Source organism: Pseudobdellovibrionaceae bacterium (assembly GCA_019637875.1).
GTDB lineage: Bacteria > Bdellovibrionota > Bdellovibrionia > Bdellovibrionales > Bdellovibrionaceae > JAHBUW01.
On sequence record JAHBUW010000019.1, the window covers coordinates 19,313 to 39,296 of the forward strand.

The following is a 19,984-nucleotide window of genomic DNA, read 5'->3' on the forward strand; positions in this document are numbered from 1 at the left end:
GGGTCTCCCCGGGTTTTTCTTTTTTAAGAGGGATCAGGGGCGGCGCGTTTCAACAAGTGAGCGGCTCCCTTTACTCGGGATAGAACTCGATCGGGGGGATCAGGCCTTGCGGTGCGCTGACCACGTCCGCTTCGTGCTGGGCGGCGGTGCGGAGGCCTTTGGCCGCGTAGTTGGTCTCGAGGTAGTTCCGCAGTTCGTAAGCCGTCAAAGACGGGTTCACGAAGCTCAGACGGGTCGCGAGCCCCGCGACTTGCGCGGCGGCGAGGGGCGTTCCCGATTGGTAACCCAAGCTATTTGTATACAGGGTCGTCAGAATTTGTTGGCCGCTGGCGTAGACTTTCACGCGCCCGCCGAAGTTCGAGAACGACGCGCGATCCCCGGCGGTGTTGAGCGCGCCGACGGCGAGATTCGTCGCGACGGAAATGTTCGCGGGATAGGTCGGGCTGACCGCTTCGTTGACGCCGTTATTCGCGACCGCGCTGACCAGCAAAATATTCGAGGCGCTCGCGCGCACCATCGCGCGACGGAGCAGGATGTTGTCGTGCGCACCGCCAAACGGCAACAGCACGAGTCCTGCGCCCATGAAGCGGGCGTGCTCGATCGCGGAGGCCGCGTCGAAAGAGTTGCCCTTCCCGTGAGAGTCGAGGAATTTTTCACCGATGATCTTGAACGAGGACGTCGACCATTCGCCGCCGTCCGTGATGTCGTAACCCGCGCCGATCGCGATCGCGCCGCTCACCGCGGTGCCGTGACCTTCGTCGTCCACCGGGCCCGGTGTTCCCGCGCGCCAGTTCATGCCGTACTCGTTGTCCGCGAAACCGTCGCCGTCGTCGTCGATCCCGTTCGGGATTTCCAAGCTTTCGAAAAGATTCGCGCCGTTAAAGCGGCTGTGGCCGACCGTCAGCCCGGTATCCAGGTGGCCGATCCTGACGATCGAACCCGCGTAGGGCGTCGTGAGCGGTGCCGAGAAAGAGTGAACCGGAATCTCCTCGACGGGCTCGACGAACGAGACGTGCTCCAGCGCGCACAGTTGATCCATCTGTTCGACCAGCGTCAGACCCACGGGCATCGTGAGCAGGTACGAGTTCATGTGTTTCCACTCGCGCGTGATGGCGACGGCGCTCGGGATGATCGCGCGCATTTGATTGATATCGTTCACGGCCGGCATTTCGCGCGGCAGATGCACCACGATCTGATTTGAAATGAACTCGCCGGGCGTTGCCGTCACGCGGGCGCGGTGCAGGTTGCAACGCGCGATCGATTTGCGTTCGGGCGGAAGCGCCGGACCGCCGCACTCGTCGATGATTTCGCCGTCGAAGTTGACCGGAACGCGGATCGGCGCCTCGGTGTTCGTGACGTCGAGGGAAGCCTCGCCCAGAACGCGCAGTTGGGTCGAGCGACGGGGACTGAAGTCCGCGAGCGTCGGGCAGCTTTCGCCGTTCGCCATCCGCGCGCCCAAGATGTAAAGCTTGCGACCGCTGCCGGTCGGCGTTTCGATTTCGACCGACGACGACTTCGCGTGAAAGCCATGAAGGCTCGTGAACGAGATGTTTTTGGCGGAGAGGGTTCGGCAAGAGCTTTTGTTCTCGGCGGCGGGCCCCGCGACCGCGATCGCGAAGCATTGCAGCTCTTCGCCGCTCATGATGGCCCGCGCGGCCCAGTTCTTCGCGGGCGTCGGCGGCACCGCGAGCGTCGACACGAGCTTCTCGGTCGCGCTCATGTTGATCGCGAGTTCCACTTGGCGTTGCGGAACGCCCCGTGAGCAGCCGGCCAGGGTCAGGACAAGGCTTGTCGTCGCGAAAATCTTCAGTGACTTCATAGGTCTTCTATCGGCGATTTCGGGTCCTCACACGAGCTTCATCCCAAATCGGGACGGGGTTGAAGGTAGCCGCTGACTTGTTGAAACGCAGTGTGTTTAAACCCGCCTTCTGCGGGGCTTTGGTCGGGGTGAGGTCGCGGGGTCGCGTTAGGCCTAACCGGCTCTCGGAGAGAGGGCTACACTGAATCTTCAAATCGGAGTCAGTGGTTCGGCATGAGGCGCAACCTCCATCTCAGTCTGTGGGACGCATTTTTCTTCTCGATCATGGTCGGCGCGGGCGAGTCCTTTTTGCCGGCGTTCGCGATTCACATCGGCTTCAGCGATACGCTCACGGGACTGTTTTCGACGGTGCCGCTCGCGGCGGGCGCAATCGTTCAGCTCTTAACGCCTTGGGGTTTACGTCGGGTGGGTTCGGTCCGCCGTTGGGTCGTCGCGGCCACGGCCGTGCAGGCGACAGCTCTACTGCCGTTGGTGTTCTGGGAAGGTTTGGGCCTCAAGAGCGCGTTCGCGCTCTTCGCGATCGCGGCGATCTATTGGGGCGCGGGCTACGCGGCGGGACCGGTTTGGAATCGTTGGATGGCGGATCTGGTTCCGCAGAATGTGAGCGCGAGCTTCTTCGCGAAGCGGCTTTCGATCAGTCAGTACGGCGTTCTTTTGGGACTTCTGGTCAGCGGCGCGGCCCTGCAGTACGGATTGAACCTGGGAATTTTCACGAGCGCCTTTTCGTTGATCTTCCTGGTCGCCTTCGCGTCGCGCGCGGGATCGAGTTTTCTGCTTTCGATGAAGGAAGATTCGGGAACGGAAGTTCTGCGGCAAAAGGCGTTGCCCGCGGTTCTGAAGTCGGTGATGGGGCGGGGATACGAACGGGCGCTTTTGGTGTTCCTGTTTCTTTTCGGCGCCTCGATCTTCATTTCGAGTCCTTTCGTGAATCCGTTTTTGCTGAAGCAGCTCGCGATGTCGAACTCGGTCTATACGTTCTGTTTGATCGCGCTCTTTTTGGGAAAGATCGTGGGTTACAGTTTGACCCATCGTTACCTGGGCGGCATCGCGACCGAGCGTACGCTCATTCTGGGTGCGCTCGGCATCTCGCCGATGCCCGCACTCTGGATGTTTTGTACGGGCGGGTTCTCGGCGGGAGCGTTGCAATTCACGAGCGGCCTGTGCTGGGGCGTTTACGAGTCGGCGCTGACCTTGATTTTGTTCCGCCGGGTTTCGTCGGAAAGTAAGGTCGCGCTTCTGACCATCATCAACTTCGTTCAGTGCGCGGCGATTCTTTTGGGCTCTTTGGTCGGCGGTTCGATCCTGAAGGCCTTCGGCGAAAACTTCCAGGCTTACGTGGTCGTCTTCGGCTGGAGTTCGCTCTTGCGGGTGCTGGTTTGCGTGCTGTTCTCGATGTTCTGGATCGGGTGGCCGCTGCGGCTGCCGTCGCGCGACCTTCAGCTTTTGAACGACAAATAGAGTTCGATCTCAAACGGCGAAAGCTTCGCTTTGAGCGATTCATCCACATTCATGTGGAAAACATGATCGATATTTTCGATATGGAGGACACGATCCTTCGCTTCAAACTCAATCCTCCATAAGCGGTAGGCGAAAACGCCCCGATTTTTCCCCAAAGAGCGAACGCGTTTGGATTTTTTCGCGAAGGGATCGCGTTCGAGTTGTTTGCGGATGACCGACTCGAGATCGAAGCCCCGCGCGTGCAAACCCGCGAGCTGAGTCGATGCGCGGGGGGACATGCTGATCTCAAGAGCAGGCGCGCGCAAAAACTCCATCCAGCCCAGGCCCGCGTCGGGGAGGGCATCCGTCGTCGCAACATAAGGCTTGATGTCGAGGATCGGTGTTCCGTCGAGCAGATCCGAATCGCCGATCCAAAGTCGGCGGCCTTCGATTTTGACGAGGGGGACGAGGCTGAGCCCGATCGGATTCGGGCGATAGGGCGCGCGTGACGCGAAGACGCCGACCTTGCGGTCGATCCCACGCGGGGGTTGCACCTTCGGTTTCCACCCTTTGGCTTCGTGAAAAACGAAAATGATCCACGCGTGCGTGAAGCCCGCGAGATCCGCGAGGGCCTGCTCGAAATCCTGACCGTTTTCGAGCTCGATGACGTCCATCGTGTCGTCCGTCAGGTCACCGGTCGTGAAGGCCTCGGCCTGTCGACCCGCGCTGGATTTTTGCGATTTGTTCGAAGAGCGAAGCCAGCCGATGGGACGGAATTCGACGGGGTTCATGGGCGCGCGGCTTTCACGTACTGACGCGTCCATTCGAACGCCACGCCGGAAAGCGCGGTCGCCACGTTGAGGGAGTTCTTCATTCCGGCCAAAGGCAAAATGACGAGGTGATCGCAAAGCGCCATGGTCTTCGCGTCGAGACCGAAACGTTCGTTGCCGACGATGAGCGCGGTGGGACGACGAAACTCGAAGTCGAAAACCGAGGTCGCGGTTTTCGCGGTCTCGAGCCCCACGATTTGTGTGCCTTGCGCGCGCAGCTCGGCGACGGCGACCTCCGTGGTCTCGGTGTGGCGTACGCGTGATGGATCGAAGGCGCCCATGGCGGTTTTTTGCACGGCCTCGTTATCGAGTCCCGCCGTGTAGCCGGTCAGGATCACTTCGCGGCAGCCGAGGCCGTCGGCCAAACGTAAGATCGAGCCGACGTTGAAGGCCGAACGCAGATTCTCCAGCACGAGCGTCAACGGACGGCTTTCGAAACCCGGGACGGGAACGCGGGCGTCGGTTTCGGTCACGAGGAAGTCCGCGTCTTTCACCTCGCGTCCGAGGGCGCGCTCGAACGGGATCCACTGGTTCAGAAAATGCCGTCGCGACATGCCCGGGATCAAATGATCCGCCAGGCGCGAGCATTTCCGCAGATCCGCGTTTTCACTGTGCTCGAGTTCCGCAATCAGGCTGCGCAACTGAAAAAGCAGATCTTCAGGCCAGGTGATCGGCTCGCCGCCCGCGCGGGTGCGCGCATCGATTTGCCGAAAGAGCTCCTCGATGCGTTTGACCAAACGTTGATCGGTCGCCGATAGGGACATCTATTTCACCGGGTCGCCGGGTTTCGCGCCCGCATCGGGGCTAAGGATGAAAAGATCCGGCGCCGCGGGACCGGCGGCGAGCACCATCCCCTCGGACATGCCGAACTTCATCTTCCGCGGCTTCAGGTTCGCGACCACCACGGTCAGTCGACCCACGAGCGTCGCCGGATCGTACGCGGCTTTGATGCCCGCGAAGATCTGACGTTCGCCCATGGGGCCTAGCGAAACTTTCAGACGTAGAAGTTTATCCGCTTCCGGAACGGCTTCGGCCGAGAGGATCTGCGCGACCCGCAGATCGACGGACGAAAAGGCGTCGATCTCGATTTCGGGTTTGGGCGCCATCGGATCCACGGCGGGCGCCGCGGTCTTTTTGGCGGCGCTTTTCGTCGTGGCTGCGGCGGCCACCGGTGCCGCAGGGGGAGCGTCTTTCGGGAGCGACTCGGTTTTGATCGCTTCGATTTTTTCCGGGTCGATCCGCTGCATGAGGTGCTCAAACGGCGCGATCTCGCCTGAAGTCAGCACGGTCGCGATGTCGGTCCACGCGAAAGGCTTCGCTTGGAAGAGTTTTTCGACTTTCACCGCGTAGGCGGGAAGGATCGGTTTTAAACAGATCGTCAGGATGCGGAAAAGATTCAGCGTCGTCGTCAAGACCGCTTGGGTCGCCGCGGGATCGGAGTCTTGAGTTTTCCAAGGCGCTTTTTCGTCGAAAAAGCGGTTGGCCTCGTCGGCGATGGCGCGGATCTCGCTGGTCGCTTTCGCGAACTCACGGGCTTCGAAGTGCGCGGCGATGGACTCTACCGCGGCCTGCGCGGCTTGGATCTTCGCGAGTCCTTCGGGGCCGGGATCGACGAGCTTGGCGCCGAATTTTTTGCCGAGCATCTGCGCGCCCCGCGAACCCAGATTCGTGATCTTACCGATCAGATCCGAGTTCACGCGGTTCACGAAATCGTCGAACGACAGATCCAGATCGTCCGCGCCCGGACCCAGTTTAGAGGCGTAGTAGTAGCGCAGGTAACCGGGCTCCAGATGTTTCAAATACGTCTTCGCCTGCACCTGCGTGCCCTTGGACTTCGACATTTTCTGTCCGTTCACGGTCAAGTGACCGTGGACGAAGACCTGCGTGGGCGTGCGGAAGTCCGCCGTCTTAAGCAGTGCGGGCCAGAACAGCGTGTGGAAGTAAACGATGTCTTTGCCGATGAAGTGGTAAACCTCGGTGTTTTCCGAGCGCCAGAACTCGTTGAAGTCCATGCCTGTCAGATCGCAAAGCTGTTTCGTCGTGGCGACGTAACCCATCGGCGCGTCCACCCAGACGTAGAAGTACTTCCCGGGCGCGCCGGGGATTTCGAAACCGAAGTAGGGGGCGTTACGCGAAATGTCCCAATCCCGCAGCGGCTCGTTGAACCATTCGCCCATCTTCTTCGCGACCTCTTTCGAGGTGTGCTCCGGAAGCCAGGCCTGCAAGAAATCGCGGAAGTCGTTCACTTTGAAAAGCAGCTGCTCGCTCTCGCGTAAGACCGGTGGATTGCGGCAGATCGAGCAGTAGGGCTGGATCATCTGCGAGGGCTGGTAGGTCGCGCCGCAGACGTCGCAGGAATCGCCATACTGATCGACGCTTTTGCAGGTGGGGCAGGTGCCCTTCACGAAACGGTCGGGCAAAAACATCTTGTCGTGTTCGCAGAAAAGCTGCTCGATCGACTTCGTGGTGATGTGCCCTTTTTCTTTCATGCGGGCGTAGAAGTATTCGCAGAGTTCACGATTTTCGGGCGAGTTGGTCGAAGAGTAATGTGCGAACTCGACATCGAAGCCCTTGAAATCCTGGGTGTGCTCGTGCCAGACGCCTTCGATCAGCTGCTCGGGGGTGATGCCGCGCTTGCGGCTTTCGACCATGATCGCGGTGCCGTGGGTATCATCGGCGCAGACGAGGTAGCATTCGTGTCCGCGCAGACGTTGAAAACGGCTCCAGATGTCGGCTTGGATGTACTCGACCAAGTGTCCGACGTGGATCGAGCCGTTGGCGTAAGGAAGGGCGGCGGTGACCAGGATTTTACGGGGTTTGGACATCCGCTTATAGAATCATTTTGCCTATTTAAAATCAACGGCTCCGCTCTCGAGATCGTAGAGTCCGCCGACGACTTTCAGATGCCCTTCATTCAGGCGCGCCGTCAGGTAGGGGCTCAGGTCGAAAAGCTCTTTCGCCGCGCCCCGCACATTGGCCCAACCCTCATTCACCAGACGCGGTGTCGGCTGGCTGCGGACGCTCTGTTCAATACGCGGGCGCAGATCTTTGATCAGCGCCGCGATATTCGGCGAATCTTCGAGAGGATCTTTCGTGTACGCGTGGGAGTGTCCCAGGATCGCATCCGAGGTGGCGTGTACCGCGCCGCATGAAGTGTGGCCGAGCACCAGAATCAGGCGGGGGCCGAGGTGTTCCACCGCGTACTCCACGCTGGCGACGACTTCGGGGCTCAGGGTTTGTCCGGCGGTTCGGATCACGAAGAGTTCGCCGAGCTTTTGGTCGAAAACGATTTCGGGCGGCACGCGACTGTCACTGCAAGAGATGACGATGGCGTGGGGCTTTTGTCCGGTCTTCAGACGTTGGATGTCTTTCGGACCTTGGCCATCCTTGCGCAAAAGACGTTTCAGGTAGCGGGTATTGCCGTTCCGCAGATAGCGCATGGATACTTCGGGCGTCGGGCCGGTTTGTTTTTCCGGAGCGACCTTGGCGTGCGTGATGTCTTGTACGGGCGGGGGACCGATTTTTTCCGCAAGGCCTGCGGTGACGCCGGTCTTGTCGTCGCGTTTCATCGTGATTTCAGGACCCGCGGGATTTTCGCCCTCTTTCGGAAGCGGCAAGGTCGTTTGCGAACCGCTGGGATCGACGATGGCGGCGGGAGCCGTCGGGGGAGGCGTCTCGGGAGCGGGTGCGCTGCTCGCGCAGGCCGCCAGAAATACCAATGGACCCAAAAGGCCGGTCGAAAATAGAATCTGTCTCATGGAAGCCCCCTTGAGGCTTCAGTGTAACGGAGAGAAAAATGGACGCAAGCACTGGGCGAGGTTTACTAAGTTCCGAAGAGTGCGATCGCCGCTGGCGCGCTTACCAGCTACGGGATTCGCGTCAGGCGTTGATGCGTCAAATTCGCGGTTTCTACTCGAGCCTGCTCGGGGGGATCACGCAAGATCCGGCGTATTTCCATATTCCCATCGACGATCACGGATTTCATCGCGGTGACGGCGTGTTCGAGGCGATTCGGGTCGCGTTCCGTAAACCCTATCTTTTGGGCGCCCATCTGGACCGCTTGGAAAGGTCCGCCGCTCGCGTGGGGCTGAAACTTCCCCACACGCGGGACGAAGTGAAGGGCATTTTGCACGATCTGACCCGACTGGCGGAGGACGAGTCGCTGGTCCTGCGGGTGTATGTCACCCGCGGGGGCGGGGGCTTCGGGGTGAACCCCGCGGAAAGCCCGGAGTCGCAAATGTTTGCCGTGGCGACGCGCTTTCAACCGCTCGCTCCCGAGGTTTGGGAGAAAGGTTTCGCGCTGACGGTGAGTCCCGTCGCGGTCAAGTCGGGTGATTTCGCGCGCATCAAGTCGCTCAATTATTTGCCGAATGTTTTGATGAAGGCCGATGCGGTGGCGCGGGGTTTCGACTATGCGGTGGGTGTGGATGAGCGCGGTTTTATCACCGAAGGCGCGACCGAAAACATCGTGATCGTGAATCAAAATGGCGATCTTTGTCATCCGCGATTCGATCGGATGTTGGACGGCTGCACGCTGAAGCGGGCGTTTGAGCTGGCCCGAGGGCTTCCGTCTTTACCCCAGCGCTGCGAGGTCGATCTGACTCTCGATGATCTAATGTCTGCGCGCGAAATTCTGATCGTGGGGACGACGGTCGACGTCAGTCCCATTACGCGTTTCGAGGAGCGCCCGCTCGCGGTCGGTCCCGTGGCGCGTGAACTCTTGCGCCTCATTCAGACCGACCAGCTGCGCGGCTGATCAGGCCCGCGCGCGAACTCGTCCATTCGGAAGCTGCCATCAGGCAGGCGGGGGCGCAGACCGCCATCGATTGTGCGCACCGCAGAGGGGCTGAAGGTTTGCGGGCGCGCTCGTTCCCCCATCACTGATGGGATGGATGTGATCGATTTGCAAATAGCGACGTGACCCACAAATTTTTCCCGAACGCGGGTCGCGATAGCGGCAGGCCGTGTGTCGGAGAAGGGACTTTCGCAGACTCGGTGGAATCTGTCGCGGATTTCGGGATGGGTTTTGACGCGGGATCGGCGTCGTTCGTCGTGCCGGGACTTCCACTGAAGGAGCCCGCGAGGATGAGTGTGTCGGAGGCACTTCCGATTCGGAAGTCGATTTCAGTTTCGCGATGGTTCGGCTCCCCATGTCCTCGCTCTTTGATGCGTTCGATCGGCGTGCGGCCTTCAGTCCTCGCGGAGGAAGGTCCGTACGTCGCGCGATTTCCTTCTTCGCCAGATAGTGGGCGAGTTCCGCTGCTTTTTCGGCAGGGGCCGCGTGCGACGCGAGTTCACCAGCCTTCACCCAATCGGCATATTGCTCCCGCGAGAACGTGATCGTCAGCGTCACCGAACCATCGGCGTGATGCTGGGCGCGGTCGGGAATTTTGAAGTCGACTTTGAGTTCTTGTCTCAGGATCTGCTGAGTCTCGGCGAAGCTCTTCGTTTCCAGCTTCTCGAGAAGTTCGAGTTTCGCTTCGGAGTCCATCTTTTCCGAGAACTGCTTCTCGGCCTGCTTGATCGTCTGCGCGGTGAGGGCGATCTGCGACAAATTGATCTGACCGGCCTCGATCTTCGCCGCGACCTGAGGCACTTCTTTCAGAAGTCGCGCCGCCGAGATCCGGCGATGGGCCGCGCCCGCCGAATAGCCGTGAGCTTGAGTCAGATACTCAAAAAGGCTCGGATAGGCTTTGTCGAGATAGAGTCGTCGGCGGTCGATTTCGGCGATGCATTCCAAGATGAGGTGCGTGATCTTCCGCTCGGTGCGGACGAGTTTTTGGAAGCGATCAACAAGGTTCGCGTCCGTCAGATTCATCAGTGTCATGGCCGACCCTTTCTGTGTTGAGAACACAAGATCGGTGTACCACGTGTTCTGAAATCAGTTTTTCGAGGAGTTTTTGAATCGCAGAATGAGTTTGGGGAAGCGCGAAAGTCCCCCATAAAAATCGCGGATAGCCTCGAGGTGAGCTTCGTTTCTCTCGTTCACGACCGGCCCCGAAATTTTGAGTTTACGCCACGCCTTGGCCGTTCTGCGAATCCGAAAATCTCGTCAACAGAAACTGATTCCGCCACGCTGCATTTTGGAAAGCATTTCTGAAGGACTGTTTGGGCAACCCCGATCAGGAATCGAACTCCAATCCCAATCAGGAATCGAACTCCAACCCCAATCAGGAATCGAACTCCAACCCCAATCAGGAATCGAAACTCCAACCCCAATCAGGAATCGAACTCCAACCCCAATCAGGAATCGAAACTCCAACCCCAATCAGGACTCCGAGCCCCACTCCCAACTAAATATCGAGCTGAATCTTGTCGAGCAGCTCCGGGTCCGAAAGCACCGCCTCGCCCCCACGGGCGATGGCCAGTAGCGGGTCCACCGAGACGCGTACGGGCAAGCGCACTTCGTTCTGGATGCGTAGATCCAGATCGCGAATCATCGCGCCGCCGCCGGCCAGGCAAAGCCCCGTCTCGATCACGTCGCTCACGAGTTCGGGGGGCGTCTTTTCGAGGGTTCCGTGGATGGCCTGGATGATTTCGCTCAACGAGTCGTCCATCGCGAGTCCCACGTCTTCGGAGGTCACTTCAATGGTCGCCGGAATGCCCGAGTCGGCGGAGCGGCCGTCGACCATTTGGGTGCGGATCTCTTTTTTCGGCATCGCGGTCCCGAGTTCCTTCTTCAGCTTCTCGGCCCACGCCTGCGAGATGATGAAGTTCTTGTTCTTGCGCATATAATCTTGGATCGCCTGATCCATGCGGTGTCCACCGATACGGATCGCCGTACACGACACGATGTCGGCCAGACAAATGACCGCGACCTCCGTGGTGCCGCCGCCGATATCGACGATCAAACAGCCGCGCGCTTCCTTGATGGGAAGTCCCGCGCCGATCGCCGCCGCCATGGGCTCGTCGATCAGAATGACGTCTTTCGCGCCCGCGGATTTTCCGGCATCGACCGCGGCGCGTTTTTCAACCTCGGTCACTCCGTAGGGTAAAGAGATGACGACCGTGGGCCGCGAAAAGAAGCTCGCGAGTTTGTTCTTTTTGAAGAAGAACTTCAGCATCGCCTCGGTGGTTTCAAAGTCCGCGATGACGCCGTCTTTGAGCGGGCGTTCGCCTTTGATGTTCCCGGGCGTCGAATCCATACGCTCTTGCGCCTCGAGACCGACCGAGATGATCTTCCGTTTCCCCGGGCGGGGTTCGGTGTAGGCGATGAGGGTGGGTTCGTTCACCACGACGCCGCGATGGCGAACCGCGATCAGCGTGTTCGCGGTTCCCAGATCGACGTAGATATCGGCGGCGCGGGCCCCTTCTTCCGTGAAAATGGCCATAATTCCTTAATCCCTATTCCCGAGACCGGCGGCGAACTTTGAAGCCGTGGTTCTCGTTCATCAGGTAGGTGAGGTTGAAGGACAGATAAGAGAACGCGCGGTTGATGTTCGAGCCCAGCTCGACGTTGAACAGAAAGTTGGGAGTGTCGTCGATCTTGATGTCGCTGCCGACGGCGAGTTGCGCGATGGTGTCGTTTTTACCGCGATAACCCTGCATGCCCACGGGCAGAGCCGCGTAGGGGGTGAAGAGCACGTAGTCCGTTTGCATCTGTTTGCTGATGATCGGCGCGATGCGTACGGCGGTGAAGGTCTCTTCCATCTCGCGACCGAAGTTCAGATCGCCACGGAAACCGATGGCGGGTTGACGCTCGAAATCGGGGAACGGCACCCACTTGAAAGAGCCCGCGATCACGAGATCGGTTTCGCCCGCGCCCAGGAGCGCGCGGTAGCTCATGTCTTCGCGAATCCCGCCGTCGATGAAGACGCTCATGTTCGCGCCGCTGCCTTCGGACAAGCGGATCTGGGGTTCGATCCCGATTTTCAGTGTGCCGGCGGGAGTCACGTCCGCGGATTCACCGATCGCCAAAAAGGCGTGCGCGCTCGGCGAGAGCAAGAGGGTCATCATGGCGGGAAGGAAAAGGCGATTTTTCAAGTTTGTCATTGCGCGAGCTCCAATCACGAAATGTTAGCGGCCCGTTTTCGATTTTGACAAATGATTTTGACAAGTTCCTGAGGGGGCGAGAACGTAGGGGCACTGTGTTGCCCTTGAGTGTCGTGATCATCACCAAAAATGAGGAACGCAATCTTCCCCGCTGCCTTGAGTCAGTGGCTTGGGCCGATGAAGTTCTGGTCGTCGATAGCGGCAGCACGGATGCGACCGTGGATGTGGCTCGTCGCCATGGCGCCCGCGTCCTGACGGAAACATGGCGTGGATTCGGTCCGCAAAAGGCCTTCGCGGCGCTGCAAGCCAAGCACGACTGGATTTTGTCCCTCGATGCGGACGAGTGCGTCCCGGTCGAGCTCCATCAAGAGCTGGAGCGGAGATTTGCGTCCCTGACTCCCGGTGCGGCCTACGCGCTCCCTCGGAAGAGTTTGCTGTGGGGGCGGTGGATTCGGCACGGCGGCTGGTTCCCGGATCGGCAAATTCGACTCTTCAACCGACGTTTCGCGAATTGGGATCAGGCGCCCGTGCACGAAAAGGTGCAGGCGAAGGTCTACGATCGGTTCGAAGCCCCGCTGGAGCATTATGTCTTTCGCGACGTCGCCCACCAGATCGACACGAATAACCGCTATTCGGGTCTGCTTGCGGAAAAGGACGTCGCCGCCGGTAAGCGGTTTCGTCTGTGGAAGTTGATCTTCAAGCCTTACTTTAAGTTTTTAGAGAATTACTTTTGGAAGCGCGGCTTTCTGGACGGTCTTCCGGGCTTCGTGATCGCGGTGAATTCCGCGCATTCGACGCTGTTACGGTGGGTGAAGATCTGGGAGATCGAGCGCCGTCATCCCGGAGGTCAGGTCAAATGATCTGGGCGCTTCTTTTCTCGTTCGCGTCTTTTACGTTCGCCGCGAAAGTGGGCAAAGTCGAATATCCGACCCTCCGCCAAATCGAGGGGCAGGCCACGATCCGCCAAAAAGGCGAAGTCTTGAAAGGGCGATTGCCGGGTCAGCTGTTACGCGAGCAGGTCCTGATCGAAACCGAAAAAGGCCGCGTCCGCGTGGACCTTTCAGCGGATGAGTTTTTGATCGTGAGTGAAAACTCGAGTCTGCTTTTACCCGGCATCGATTGGGATACGGGGGCGGTCGAAGAGCTCGAGCTCATCAAGGGGTCTTTCGGCGTCGAGTTGAAGCGCGCCCGCCAGGTGCGCTCGGGGCTTTACCGTGATCGGGTCGAAGCGGGACGTTACATCTTTGACTTCAACCCCGGTCTTCCCCAATTCGGCGCGACCGTGCTGTCGGGAAAACTCGCCTTTCGCGGACTCGAAACGGAAGAGTACGGTGACCTGGGGCCGGGGGAGCGCCAAAGCTTCATGGGGGAACTCGCCGAGGGGCAGATTCAGTTCGACGTTTTGCTCGAAGGACGTAAGGTCGCGCGGGGCAAGCTGACTTCGAAACAAAGCTTCGGTCCTAAAGATCTTGCGGGATTGCAGAAGGCTTTTGAATTCGGCGCGAAGAAAAAAGTCGGCGCAGGCGCCGCGGGCGGGGGCGGCAAAACGACCTCGCCGATCTTGAAGGGGAGCGTCTGTCGCGATCCCGCCGGTCGCTTCAATGACTGCGCCTACACCTGTTTGAACAACCCCAAAGGGGCCAAGTCCTGCGAGCTTGATCGCGCGGGCGTGAGCTGCGTCCGTCGGCGCTGCCTGGCTTCGGGCGTCTGGGGCGACCCGTTCACCTTCGCCAAACACCTCGCGGTTTGCGACGCGAAAGTCGTCGTCAAGCCTTGCGACTATTAGTCTCGCCCGCACGCGAATTCCGCTCACAAAATCGATGTCGAAATTTTTGACGGCTGTCTAAAAGCTCGCAAGTCCTTGTGGGACGCGTGTTTCATGTCGGCGCGTATGAAAAGTATTTGAAAGTGATTTGTCGAACACGTGGCAAACTGGTCTCAGTTCATCAAGAGATACGACACCAGGGGGAATTCAAGTGAAACAAGAGATCCTGACCATCAGCATGGTGGCCATCGTGGGACTGGGAAGCTGGTTGTACCTGAGCGGTGATCCGCAGCCCACCACGTCTCAAGAACAAAATGAAGCCGCGACGCCCGAAATGCTCGATGGCGACTTCTCGCAAACCGTCAGCCCCACGATTCAGAATCCGCCTTCGGTTGAGGAAATGCCCGTGCCCGTGGTGGCGGCCCCCGCCGTCGAGACCGAAACGGTGATCGTTCCCTCGGATCTCGAAAAAGAGATCAACGAGGTCCTGGCAAATGCCCACGCGGTTCACGACAACTTTGAGCGGGCGGACGCCTTGATCGAGGCGAAACTCGACATCCAAATTCGCGCGGCGCTCGAGCGCCGGGCGATCACCCCGCGCGAGGCCCCCGAGTACCGCGACTATTTAAGACAGATCGCGATCGAAGAAAGTGCCCGCGAAGAAGAAGAGTATGAGCCCGATGGACCGGCGGTCAGCGGCCTCTTCGCGGATCGGTCGTTCGTCACCGAAGAATAGACCGGGCCTCCGTACCCACCACAACATCTAGTACGCAACATGGATTCGTCATCTTGAAGGAGTTAGGTCATGAACGCAGCTTTGCGAGTTCTAGGGAATTTCCGCGTCAAACATCTGGTGATCCTGGTTTTGGGATTCTTCCTGGCCCGCCCGGTTTTGGCGGATGTTTACGATCTTCGTTGCGATAAAAACGCCGACGACAAGAAATTGCGTAACGAGCTCGTGAAGGCGATGAACATCGGTTCGTTCGCGGAAGGTCAGCGCAAGCTGGATCATCTGATGAATCGCCTGGGGCGCGGAACCCACGCCGACGGCGTTTTGAATCCGATCTCGCTCCGGGCGAAGTTCGAGGCGAAAGGGGGCGGGGGCGTGAAGGCGTTCGCGCTTTACCTGGCGGATCGAATCTGTCTGGAAGTCAATTATCCCCACGTCGGCTATGAGTCCCATACGCGCGCGTTCTTCGAAAATCACTGGCGGACCGCCGTGATGACGCGGGAACAGATCGTGGCGCATGACCGGGTGCTGGCCGATGACGTCGCGAAAGCGAAAACCGAAGAGGACAAACGAATCGCGCGCTCGGCGCGGACCGCCTTCCGCTCGCAGGTCGAGGATGGACTCAAAGCGCAGATTTTGATCCCCGCGATCGTGACCACGAACATCGGATTTCGCGAAAAGTTGAACGAGTTCTGGTTTAACCACTTCAACATCTATTCGCACAAAACCAACGTTCAATCCGCGCCTTACTACCGGAAGCTTCGTCACTACCAAGGGTCGATGTTCCGCGATCTTTTGATTTCAAATGCGCAAGATCCCGCGATGTTGATCTACCTGGATCTGCATACGTCGATTCGCGATCCGAAAGGCGGGGACGGCGGTCTGAACGAAAACTACGCCCGCGAGGTGATGGAGTTGCACACGCTCGGGGTCGGTCCTTCTTCGGGAGTTTACGAGCAAGCGGACGTGACCGCCGCGGCACGTATCCTGACCGGTTGGGGGCTCACGACCGTCAATGGCGTGCGGACTTTTCAATTCAAAGGCGCGCTTCATGATCGCCAAGGCGCGGACAAAAAGACCGTTATGAAGGCGAAACACTACGTTCCTTACGATAAGAAGAATCCGGAAGTGCAGATCGCGGAAGGCTATTCGTTTTTCACGCAGCTTGCGCAACACCCCCGCACGAAGGGCAACATCTGCCGCAAACTGATCCGCCGTTTCGTCGGCGAAAACCTGAACAAACCCCTTTCGGGCGAGTCCGGAGTTTATAAGGACTGCGTCCAGGCGTGGGGTACGAACGGCAACTTGCGCGCGGTTTACGGCGCCATCGTCACCAGCAAAGACATGTGGGACATGAACAACTACCAGAAAGACATCAAAAACCCGCTGTCGATGTCGATTTCGTTCCTGCGCTTGATGGGCGTCCAGGCGTCGAACCTGGTTCCCGCAACGGTGAACGAAAACTGCGCGAAGATCGAAAAAACGCGCATCGCTTGTCACCCGATCGTGGCGGCCGTTCACAACGTGAATTCACTTCTGGGAATTCCGACCGGACTCACCGCACCCCCGATCGGCTACAGCGAGCGCGGCGCGGACTACGCGAACGCCAGCATGACCATCGAGACCTTGAAATTCACTTACGCCCAAAGCCAGGTGCGCAACACGCTCTACAACCCCTTCAATTCGCAGCGGATCGGCGCGGCGGCCTTCGAGGCGTTGACGACGTCGCGGCTTTTGTTGCCCGGCGCGAAGCCCGCGGCGGATCTGAACCTGCTGGTGAATTCGTCTTTGCGACTGTATCCGCTGGACTGGCAATCGCGTATCGGCGCGGCGCCGCTGCTCGAAGCCGTGCGCAACGAACCTTACATGACCAAAGAACGTCAGCCCCAACCTTTCCGCACCCTGGCGACTCGGGTGGGCGGATCACGACTGTTCCTCTACGAGTAATCAACGAAAGGACCGCAACATGTGTAACGACAAACGCCGTGACTTTTTGAAGATCTCTGGACAAACTGCGCTGCTCGCCGCGACCGCGCCGCTCTTGAATATGGGCTATATCTCGGCCGCGCAGGCGCAGGCCGCGAACAATCACATCCTGGTCTACGTGTTCTTGCGTGGCGGATGGGACGGTCTCAGTATCGTGGTGCCGACGAACGCGACCCGCGTGAAAGAGCTCAATGAGCTGCGTCCCAAGACCGGCCGCATCGCCATGGATCAGAAGACCCTGTTGAAGCTGAAGGATGGCACGAAAGACTACGAATTCGGTCTGCATCCGCAGATGAAGGGGCTTCATGGCCTGTGGAAAGACGGGCAAGTCCTGTTCATTCACGGCGCGGGCGCGAAAAGCGGGAACCGTTCCCATTTCGAGCAGATGGCCTTGATCGAGACGGGCGTTGCGGCCGAAGGCGTGAACACGCCCAAAGGCACGGGCTTTCTGAATCGCGCGCTGCTCGGGATTTCGCCCGCGGCGGTCATTCAGGGAGTGGCGGTTTCGTCACTGATCCCGACGTCGTTGAAGGGGTCGAAGCCCACGCTGGCGTCGACGAACTTCCAGAATTACTTCAAGCAGACCGACGCTTCGAAACAGCTGCGCGATATCGCCTCGACGAATATTCAAGGCTCGCGCGACGCCCTTCAGGGGCGCATTCAAGATCACTTGCTGGGGACCGCGCCCGCGAATCCCGGCTCGGCCGATAAACAACTGACCGGTGCGGGTCGTAACGGCATCCGCAGCTTGGATCTGGTTGAAGGGATCGTGCAACAATCGGCGGGCGAGTACGTCGGCGGGGCCGGCGCGCTTTTCGCGCAGGCCGAACGCGTGATCAAAGCCCAGAAGGGTAAAACGGGCGATCAGGCCGTCCGCACGGTGACCATCGACATCGGCGGTTGGGATTCGCACTTCGATCAGCGCCAAATGCTCGAAAACTCCGTCGCGGGTTTGGACGCGGCCCTTTCGCAGTTCGCGAAAGCGGTTCTTCCGGGCGGCAACGTCACGATCGTGGTGCAAAGTGAATTCGGTCGCACGGCTCGTGAAAACGGCACCGGTGGTACCGATCACGGACGCGGCACGGTCATGATGGTCTTGGCCAAGAAGGGTGAGCTCGCGAAGAAGGTTTTGACGAAAAACTTCTCGCTCGCGAAGTCGGCGCTCGATTCCGGTCGCGACGTGAAAGTGAACATCGATTTCCGCGAGATTTTCGCCGAGATCCTGACGAAACGAATGGGCGTGCCGAAGAAACTGATCAATCAATCGCTGGTCGTGAGCGGAAAGACCTACGAGCCCATCTTCCCCGGTTACGCGGGGAACGAACACAAGATTTTCAAGGGCGCTTAAAGAACGCCCTAACGGGTCCCCAAGGCTTTAGATTCCGCTTCCGTCGCGGCAGGCTCGGTCGCGGTGCGTGTCCGATCCGCGGCGGGCGGGGTCACTCCCGCCTTGCCCCACTGGCGGGTGCCTTCGGGCATGAAGCCCGAAATGATCTCTTGGATGCGGAAGAAGGGGAACCACGTTCCGTTATACTTCATCCGGATTTGCTGATTGGAAAGCACCATGATCGGGATCTCTTGCCCGTTCATGTGAATCACCATCCCGCCCTCGGATTTACAAACCTTCACCAAGTGCGCCTTGCTGGTTTCGGCGTCGCCGACGTCGTTCGTGATGTCGGTTTGGATGCGGATTTCCTTTTTGTTCGCGTTGAACAGAAAAACCCGCGCCGAACGGTCGTGGGGCCGCGCCTTGTAGTCTTTGTAAGGCGTGCTCGAGACGATGCCTTCGAAGTTCTTCAAGATACGCATTTCGATCGGAAAAAGCTTACGGAGTTCGGGTTGGGTGGTGGCGCAGTCGCCGACCTTGCCCGTGATTTCGGGCTTCACTTCCCCGGACGGAGCGGTGGCGGTCTCGGCCACGACCTTCAAACCCACGGCCAAAGCCAGAAAGAAACCGATAAGCGCGGGCACGTACTTCATTCGTTCTCCTCATGCAGAGCGGGAAGGCGGGGCGGTTCGGTCGGGCCTTCGTGAATTCCGCAACCATCTTTCGCGAGCGTCAGTTTGGCGACGACTTGGTTGTTGGATTTGTTGTTGGTCATTTCGGTTTGCGTTTGCAAAAAGCAGTATTGATAGGCGTTCTTCGCGACCGTCTGCGTGACGTTCCCCGAAAGCACCGTGCCGTCGATGGGACGACGCAAGTCCCGGGGGCGTCCGAAGCGGTGCCCGACCAGCACCGCGACGCCGGTTTTGCTCGAGACCTTGAACTTATTGTCGACGACGCGATTTTTGTCGTCTTCCAGGCGAACGCCGATCTGATCGTCGGTGAACGTGTTTTTCTCGATCACGTTTTCGCGCGCGAAGTCTTCCACGATATCCCAAGACGAGTCGTCGAAGGTTTTTTGCGTCGAGCACGACAGGAGCTGCTGGTTCATGGACTGGCGCGAGCCGATCCACGCGCCGATTTTTTCATTTTTGAAGTGATTCGCGCGGATGACATTCTGGTTCGATTGCGTGGCGGGGCGGGGAAGCCCGTACTCGCCGCAGTTGTGAAACAGCGAAACGCCCGACATTCCGTTGTTCTCGAAAAGGTTGGCGATGATCTGATTCTCGGGTGCCGAGTCCAATGTCATCCCGTCCTGGTGGGGCATGAAGGTCGCGGCGCCGTTGCCGACCACGCGGGAAAGGGTGACCGTGTTTTTCGTGGCACCGGGCGAAAAGAAAATGCCGGATGCCTGGGAGCTGCTGACGTCGACTTTACGTAGCGTCGCGCCCCGCACGCCGGTTCCCAAGAAAACTCCGTAGGCCCGTGCGCCCACGGACTTTGAATCCTCGATGGTCAGCGAAGTCAAATTTTCGGGCTTGGGGTGTTCGATCCCGTAGTTGCGCTCAAAACCTTCCACGACGCAGTTTTTCACGCTGACGTTCGCCAAATCATCGGGCGCATTGGGGCCGCCGATCAAAATTCCGTACAGATTTTTGAGCGGGCGCGGAAGCTTGGCGTCCGCGGCGGCGTCTTCTTCGGTGGTGGGGGTCGGCGGTAGCAGTTTTTCGAAGGATTTGTCTTCATCGACTTGCGAGCCGACCAAGCGGGCCCCTTGGCAATCCAAAGAAGCGCCGGCTTTGACGAGCACGAAGTGCGCGCGGTAGGCGCAGTCTTTGCCCGCGGGATTTTTCGTCTGGAGTCGCGTGGGTTCTTTGATCTCGACGACCTGATAGTGGTTGTCGGTCTGCTCTTCCCCGCAGGGAATTTCCGCGGGCGGAAGCGCGGCGAATGAAACGGCGTGGAAGACGACGGCAATCGAAGAGACTGTCAAAAATGTTTTCACCTCTATAGATTAGCGAAGGCGGCGCGCTCCCGCCATGGGACGTAGGTCCAGGACTCGCCTCCGTTTTTCGGCTCTTGTCTGCGGAATGATCAGGGC

General features: G+C 59.2%; 17 protein-coding genes. 7 read left to right on the forward strand and 10 right to left on the reverse strand.

Annotation, left to right across the window (positions count from 1 at the left end; translation table 11 throughout):
- Positions 1–70: 70 nt before the first annotated feature.
- Positions 71–1,819 carry a S8 family serine peptidase gene (locus KF767_17965; GenBank protein MBX3019778.1) on the reverse strand — a complete coding sequence of 583 codons (1,749 nt, stop codon included), beginning with the start codon at positions 1,817–1,819 and terminating at the stop codon, positions 71–73.
- A gap of 213 nt (positions 1,820–2,032) precedes the next feature.
- Here KF767_17965 and KF767_17970 point away from each other — a divergent pair, with 213 nt between their 5' ends.
- The gene (locus KF767_17970; GenBank protein MBX3019779.1) at positions 2,033–3,277 is read left to right on the forward strand and encodes an MFS transporter; all 1,245 of its coding nucleotides are present in this window, start codon (positions 2,033–2,035) and stop codon (positions 3,275–3,277) included.
- On the opposite strand, the gene tsaA is transcribed toward KF767_17970, so the two are convergent.
- Genes tsaA through KF767_17990 form a run of 4 tightly spaced genes read right to left on the reverse strand, consistent with a single transcriptional unit; the run spans position 3,256 to position 7,844 of the window.
- Positions 3,256–4,080 (reverse strand): tRNA (N6-threonylcarbamoyladenosine(37)-N6)-methyltransferase TrmO, encoded by an 825-nt coding sequence (gene tsaA, locus KF767_17975; GenBank protein ID MBX3019780.1) that lies wholly within the window; start codon positions 4,078–4,080, stop codon positions 3,256–3,258. The two genes, KF767_17970 and tsaA, sit on opposite strands and share 22 nt — an antisense overlap.
- Complete coding sequence (locus tag KF767_17980) at positions 4,044–4,850, reverse strand: hypothetical protein (protein MBX3019781.1); 807 nt, start codon at positions 4,848–4,850, stop codon at positions 4,044–4,046. The genes tsaA and KF767_17980 overlap by 37 nt, the downstream gene beginning before the upstream one ends.
- On the reverse strand, positions 4,851–6,911 hold the full coding sequence (metG, locus tag KF767_17985; protein MBX3019782.1) for a methionine--tRNA ligase: 2,061 nt from the start codon (positions 6,909–6,911) through the stop codon (positions 4,851–4,853). It lies immediately after the preceding gene.
- Between the two features lie 21 nt (positions 6,912–6,932).
- Entirely contained in the window at positions 6,933–7,844 is a 912-nt protein-coding gene (locus tag KF767_17990; protein MBX3019783.1) for a hypothetical protein, read from the reverse strand.
- A gap of 38 nt (positions 7,845–7,882) precedes the next feature.
- Here KF767_17990 and KF767_17995 point away from each other — a divergent pair, with 38 nt between their 5' ends.
- A complete protein-coding gene (locus tag KF767_17995) occupies positions 7,883–8,842 on the forward strand; it encodes an aminotransferase class IV (protein ID MBX3019784.1) in 960 nt (319 codons plus the stop codon).
- Positions 8,843–8,881: 39 nt separating this feature from the next.
- On the opposite strand, the gene KF767_18000 is transcribed toward KF767_17995, so the two are convergent.
- The 3 genes from KF767_18000 to KF767_18010 all read right to left on the reverse strand — a co-directional run bounded on the left by KF767_18000 (position 8,882) and on the right by KF767_18010 (position 12,078).
- Positions 8,882–9,913 carry an HNH endonuclease gene (locus tag KF767_18000; protein ID MBX3019785.1) on the reverse strand — a complete coding sequence of 344 codons (1,032 nt, stop codon included), beginning with the start codon at positions 9,911–9,913 and terminating at the stop codon, positions 8,882–8,884.
- A gap of 466 nt (positions 9,914–10,379) precedes the next feature.
- Complete coding sequence (locus tag KF767_18005) at positions 10,380–11,417, reverse strand: rod shape-determining protein (protein MBX3019786.1); 1,038 nt, start codon at positions 11,415–11,417, stop codon at positions 10,380–10,382.
- Between the two features lie 13 nt (positions 11,418–11,430).
- Positions 11,431–12,078, reverse strand: a complete 648-nt coding sequence (locus tag KF767_18010; GenBank protein MBX3019787.1) for a hypothetical protein — start codon at positions 12,076–12,078, stop codon at positions 11,431–11,433.
- 95 nt (positions 12,079–12,173) lie between these two features.
- Here KF767_18010 and KF767_18015 point away from each other — a divergent pair, with 95 nt between their 5' ends.
- The 5 genes from KF767_18015 (at position 12,174) to KF767_18035 (ending at position 17,907) form a co-directional block, all read left to right on the forward strand.
- A complete protein-coding gene (locus KF767_18015) occupies positions 12,174–12,938 on the forward strand; it encodes a glycosyltransferase family 2 protein (GenBank protein MBX3019788.1) in 765 nt (254 codons plus the stop codon).
- The gene (locus KF767_18020; GenBank protein MBX3019789.1) at positions 12,935–13,864 is read left to right on the forward strand and encodes a hypothetical protein; all 930 of its coding nucleotides are present in this window, start codon (positions 12,935–12,937) and stop codon (positions 13,862–13,864) included. Before KF767_18015 ends, KF767_18020 begins: the two co-directional genes overlap by 4 nt.
- A gap of 190 nt (positions 13,865–14,054) precedes the next feature.
- Complete coding sequence (locus KF767_18025) at positions 14,055–14,579, forward strand: hypothetical protein (GenBank protein MBX3019790.1); 525 nt, start codon at positions 14,055–14,057, stop codon at positions 14,577–14,579.
- Between the two features lie 69 nt (positions 14,580–14,648).
- Positions 14,649–16,520 carry a DUF1800 family protein gene (locus KF767_18030; protein ID MBX3019791.1) on the forward strand — a complete coding sequence of 624 codons (1,872 nt, stop codon included), beginning with the start codon at positions 14,649–14,651 and terminating at the stop codon, positions 16,518–16,520.
- A gap of 19 nt (positions 16,521–16,539) precedes the next feature.
- A complete protein-coding gene (locus KF767_18035; protein ID MBX3019792.1) occupies positions 16,540–17,907 on the forward strand; it encodes a DUF1501 domain-containing protein in 1,368 nt (455 codons plus the stop codon).
- 8 nt (positions 17,908–17,915) lie between these two features.
- Here the strand turns inward: KF767_18035 and KF767_18040 are convergent, their stop codons facing one another.
- Positions 17,916–18,539: a hypothetical protein gene (locus KF767_18040; GenBank protein MBX3019793.1), complete on the reverse strand. Its 624-nt coding sequence runs from the start codon at positions 18,537–18,539 to the stop codon at positions 17,916–17,918.
- On the reverse strand, positions 18,536–19,888 hold the full coding sequence (locus KF767_18045; GenBank protein MBX3019794.1) for a right-handed parallel beta-helix repeat-containing protein: 1,353 nt from the start codon (positions 19,886–19,888) through the stop codon (positions 18,536–18,538). Before KF767_18045 ends, KF767_18040 begins: the two co-directional genes overlap by 4 nt.
- Positions 19,889–19,984 lie beyond the last annotated feature (96 nt).